At 72.4% G+C, this 4,587-nt stretch carries 6 protein-coding genes; 2 read left to right on the top strand and 4 right to left on the bottom strand.

What is annotated here, in order from left to right; genetic code table 11:
* Positions 1 to 75 precede the first annotated feature (75 nt).
* A complete protein-coding gene (locus FG385_RS33575; protein ID WP_139100847.1) occupies positions 76 to 1,365 on the bottom strand; it encodes an ATP-binding protein in 1,290 nt (429 codons plus the stop codon).
* Between the two features lie 6 nt (positions 1,366 to 1,371).
* A complete protein-coding gene (locus tag FG385_RS33580; protein WP_139100852.1) occupies positions 1,372 to 2,064 on the bottom strand; it encodes a response regulator transcription factor in 693 nt (230 codons plus the stop codon).
* 47 nt (positions 2,065 to 2,111) lie between these two features.
* Here FG385_RS33580 and hisN point away from each other — a divergent pair, with 47 nt between their 5' ends.
* Together hisN and FG385_RS33590 are read left to right on the top strand one after the other, a co-directional pair.
* A complete protein-coding gene (hisN, locus tag FG385_RS33585; protein WP_139100848.1) occupies positions 2,112 to 2,897 on the top strand; it encodes a histidinol-phosphatase in 786 nt (261 codons plus the stop codon).
* Positions 2,898 to 2,956: 59 nt separating this feature from the next.
* Positions 2,957 to 3,466, top strand: a complete 510-nt coding sequence (locus FG385_RS33590; RefSeq protein WP_139100849.1) for a DinB family protein — start codon at positions 2,957 to 2,959, stop codon at positions 3,464 to 3,466.
* Here the strand turns inward: FG385_RS33590 and FG385_RS33595 are convergent.
* Both FG385_RS33595 and FG385_RS33600 read right to left on the bottom strand, forming a co-directional pair.
* Positions 3,456 to 3,731 carry a hypothetical protein gene (locus tag FG385_RS33595; protein ID WP_139100850.1) on the bottom strand — a complete coding sequence of 92 codons (276 nt, stop codon included), beginning with the start codon at positions 3,729 to 3,731 and terminating at the stop codon, positions 3,456 to 3,458. The genes FG385_RS33590 and FG385_RS33595 overlap by 11 nt on opposite strands.
* The coding region (locus FG385_RS33600; RefSeq protein ID WP_139100851.1) for a TNT domain-containing protein at positions 3,728 to 4,587 on the bottom strand (860 nt) is incomplete at its 5' end. The genes FG385_RS33595 and FG385_RS33600, both read right to left, overlap by 4 nt.

Genomic DNA, 4,587 nt, shown 5'->3' on the forward strand with positions numbered 1-4,587 from the left:
TACACAACCACCATCACCGTCCAGATCCTTGACGGTTGACGACCTACCAAGACCACTAACTACGCGGCATTGGGGTTAGCGGGGGACGCGTTCGGAGGGCCAGCGGACTTCGGGGACGTCCCCCGGGCTCGGTACGCGCAGGAACAGGCTGAACACCGCGGGCCGCCGGCTCGACAGCTCCAGCCGCCCGCCGTCCGCCTCCGCGAGCGCGCGGGCCAGCGCCAGGCCCACGCCGGTCGATCCGCCGCCGGAGAACCCGCGCTCGAACACGTGCGGCACCAACTCGTCGGGAATGCCCGAACCGTTGTCGCTCACCTCGACCACCACCGTGCCCTCGGCCTCGCCGCGCCGAGCCGCGAGCGTCACCGTGCCCGCGCCGTGGCGCACCGCGTTGTCCAGCAGCACGCCGACGACCTCACGCAGCCGGCCCGGGGTCGCCCGCCCGATGAGCCGGTCACCGATCTTCAGCCGCAGGTTCCGGCCCTCCGCCCGCAGCAGCTGGCGCCACTCCTGCGCGATCTCCGGCAGCACGCTCGCGAGCTCGACCGGTTCCGCGTCGACCTCGCTCGCCGCACGCGCCGCCGCGAGCAGTTCCTCCAGCGCTTCCGACAGCCGGTCGGCCTGCTCCTGCGCCGCGCGCGCGTCTTCGGCGATGTCCTTGTCGTCCACGATGGTCAGCGACTCCAGCCGCAGCTGGAGCGCGGTCAGCCGGCTGCGCAGCTGGTGCGAAACGTCGCCGACCAGCTGCCGCTCCCGCTGCACGAGCTGGGCGAGCGCGGTCCCGGAGGTGTCCAGCGCCTCGGCCACCATGTCCAGCTCACCCACCCCGTAGCGGCTGGGATCGGGCCGGAAATCTCCGCCACCGAGCTTCGCCGCCCGCTCCGCGACGTGCCGCAGCGGTTTGGCGAGGCGGCGGGCGGTGACGGTCGCGACCACGGTGCCGATGCTCACCGACAGCACGACCAGCAGCAGCACCGCGAACGTCACCGTGGTCTGCCGGGACCGGGTCGGGCCGGCGGGAATGGCCAGTTCGAGGGTCCCGTCACGGGCCAGCTGCACGCGCGCGGTGACCGCGTCGCTGCCCGGGTCGGCGCCCTCGGTCTGCTCGGACTGGCCCGGCAGCCGCACGGTGAGCCGGCCACCGGGCGGGATGGCGACGGCGACCTTGGCCAGGTCGTCGGTGTCGAGCGTGCCGTCGGCCAGGTCCGTGTCGAGGGTGGCGGCGATCTGGGACGCGCGGGCGCCGAGATCCTCCGTCGTGATGCTGTCGACGAGCTTCCAGGCCGTGAAGCCCAGCGGGATGCCGAGCGCGGCCGCGGTCACCGCGACGGCCACCAGGATGGCCAGCAGAATTCTGCGGCGCACGGCGGGTTACTCGGTGTTGAAACGGAAGCCGACGCCGCGCACCGTCGCGATGCGGCGCTCACCGTCGCCAGAGTGCACGACCGCGCCCTTGCCGTCGCTGGTCACCGACAGCTTGCGGCGCAGCCACGACATGTGCATGTCCAGCGTCTTCGACGTCTTCGACTCCAGCTCGTTCCACACCTCGGCGAGGATCTCGTCGCGGCTGACGACCTCGCCCGCGTGGCTCATCAGCACCCGGAGCAGCTCGAACTCCTTCTTCGCGAGCTGGATCTCGCGGCCTTCGACGGTGACGAGCCGGGCCCCGAGGTCCATCCGCACGCCACCGGCGTCGAGCACCTCCGGCGCGCGGCGGCGCAGCAGCGCGCGGATCCGGGCGAGCAGTTCGGCGAGGCGGAACGGCTTGGCCACGTAGTCGTCGGCTCCGGCGTCGAGGCCGACGACGAAGTCGACCTCGTCGGTGCGCGCCGTGAGCATCAGCACCGGCAGTTCGGTCCCGCTCGCGCGCAGGCGCCGGCACACCTCGAGACCGTCCATCCCGGGCAGGCCCAGGTCGAGTACGAGCAGGTCGACCCGGTGCTCCCCGGTCGCGTCCAGCGCGGTCGGCCCGTCCGCGACGACCTGGACCTCGTAGCCCTCACGTTGCAGCGCGCGCGACAGCGGTTCCGCGATCGCCGGATCGTCCTCGGCAAGTAGCACCATGCTCACCTGGCCAACTCTACGACCGGCGCGCGTGAAAACATCGTCGCGTGGCCAGCTACTTCGCCGATCTCACTCTGGCAGGGCGTCTCGCCGACGCCGCCGATGCGATCACCACCGCCCGGTTCCGCGCGCTCGACCTCGAGGTGCGCAGCAAACCGGACCGCACGCCGGTCACCGACGCGGACACCGCCGTCGAGGACGCCGTACGCGAGGTGCTCGCCGCCGAACGCCCGTCGGACGCCGTCGCGGGCGAAGAACGCGGCGGTTCCGGCTGGTCGGCGGGCCGGACGTGGATCCTCGATCCGATCGACGGGACGAAGAACTTCCTGCGCGGCGGGCCGGTGTGGGCGACGCTGATCGCGCTGGTCGAGGACGGTACGCCGGTGGTCGGCATGGTGAGCGCGCCGCTGCTCGGGCGGCGGTGGTGGGCGAGCCTCGGCGAGGGCGCCTGGCTGCGCGATACGGCGGGCGAGCGGCCGATCTCGGTGTCGGGCGTGTCGTCGCTGTCGGACGCCTACCTGTCGACGACGCACCTGAACTCGTGGACCGAGTACCACTCGCGCGACGCGTATCTGGCGCTGAACGACGCCTGCTGGGAGACCCGCGCCTTCGGGGACTTCTGGCATCACTGCCTGGTCGCGGAGGGCGCGATCGATCTGGCCGCCGAGGCGGTCGTGAACCCGTGGGACGTCGCGCCGATGCAGGTCCTGGTGACCGAGGCCGGTGGGCGGTTCAGCGACCTGACCGGTGCCGTCCGGTTCGACGGCGGTTCGGCGCTGTCGTCCAACGGGCGGCTGCACGACGCGGCGCTGAAGATCCTGCAGGACAGCTGAACGGTTCGTGCAGTTTTCCGCGCTGGTGCGCGCGGGCCTGCCCGGCCCATGCTGAACCCATGCGCGACACCAAGGATTGGACCTGGGTCCTGCGGCGGCCATGCCCGGAGTGCGGGCTGGACACGTCGAGTTTCGAGCGGCACGAAGTCCCGGCGCTGCTGCGGGACAACGCGGCGTCATGGCAGCGGGTGCTCAAGCGCGCGGATGTGCGCGTCCGGCCGGATGACGAGACCTGGTCGCCGCTGGAGTACGCCTGCCACGTGCGGGACGCGTGCCGGATCTTCCGCGACCGTCTCGCGCTGATGCTGACGGCGCCGGCGCCGGAGTTCCCGAACTGGGATCAGGACAAGACAGCCGTCGAGGACCGGTATTCCGAACAGGACCCGGAGCGTGTCGCGGCCGCGCTCGCCGACGCGGCCGCCGCGCTGGCGGACGACTTCGCCGCGGTTTCCGGTCCGGCATGGGAACGCACCGGATCCCGCAGCGACGGCTCCCACTTCACGGTGGAGACGTTCGCGCGGTACTTCATCCACGACCCCGTCCACCACCTGCACGACGTCAGGGGGTAGGCAGCAACCCGACCGCGCCGCGAGCGACCTGGGACCAGGCGAGCCGGCCGAACAGGTAGTGGCAGGCGACCTGCTCGTTGGTGAAACGGGCCCAGTCGTAGCGGTTGCCCTGCTCGCGCCAGAAGACCTCCCAGACGGGCGCGCCCTCTTCCGACTCGTCGACGCGCAGAAGGCACCAGGCATTGTCGGCCTCGGCGCCGATCGAGACCACTTCGTGCGGCACCCCGATCGACTCCAGCCACCGTGCGACCGATTCGACGTTCACTCCGCCTCCTCCAAGGCCAGGTATCCCATGGTGACCAGTTCGTCGGCGGAATAGACGGCGCGGTACCGGATCCCGCCGCCGGGCTGGGCGAACCACGGCGCGGACACGGCCGTCCACAGTGGAATGTCGCGGAGCACCCGATACCGCCGGTATTCGCCGTGCGACGCGGACGGCGGCAGCGAGCGTTTGACGAACGGGGTGCCTTCCGGCGCGAAGACCCGGCCGCGGACGCCGCCGAAACGGTCCAGGAGGGTGCCTTCCGGCACGAGTTCCGGTTCGCCCGGTTCGTGGCCGCCCTCGGGGTAGAGCTCGCCCGGGGGCCAGGCGTACTCCGGAATGGACTGTCGCGTGCCCGCGAGGAACCGGCGCTCCCAGTCGCGTTCGTGCAGCCCGCCCAACGGGTCGTACCCCTCGGCGAGCGCGGGTGGCGGCGGGGCCGCGGTCGAGGGCAGGCGGGCGTACCCGGCCCGGACCTTCTCGAGCGCTTCGGCCGAGTCGATCAGGTCGGAGCTCGGGTGGTCGTGCGGCGGGAAACGGAGGCCGGGCGCATAGTCCATTTCGGGTGGTGGCACCGGAAGCTGGCGGGCAGGCCGCGACGTCGCCACCGGGAGATGGCCGAGCGGGAACATGTGCACGCGGAACAGCGCGACGATGCTCTCGCGCTCCTGCCTCGGCGCCCCCATCGGCTGCGGTTGCGGTGGTGCGTAAGCGTTTGCCGGTGGCGGCGGGCTCTGGCGCGGCGGCGGGGCGCTCTCGGCCGGACGCCGCGGCGCCGCTCCGGCGACCGGGCCCGCCACCGGCGGACCCACCGGACGCGCGGGCGGCACGGGCACCACCGGTGGCACGGGGCGCGCCG

It is taken from the genome of Amycolatopsis alkalitolerans, from assembly GCF_006152065.1.
GTDB lineage: Bacteria > Actinomycetota > Actinomycetes > Mycobacteriales > Pseudonocardiaceae > Amycolatopsis_E > Amycolatopsis_E alkalitolerans.

Bases quoted from the DNA above. Each gene is read 5' to 3' on its own strand.
- FG385_RS33590 (WP_139100849.1), top strand. From the start codon at position 2,957: ATGCGCGACACCAAGGATTGGACCTGGGTCCTGCGGCGGCCATGCCCG.
- FG385_RS33580 (WP_139100852.1), bottom strand. From the start codon at position 2,064: ATGGTGCTACTTGCCGAGGACGATCCGGCGATCGCGGAACCGCTGTCG.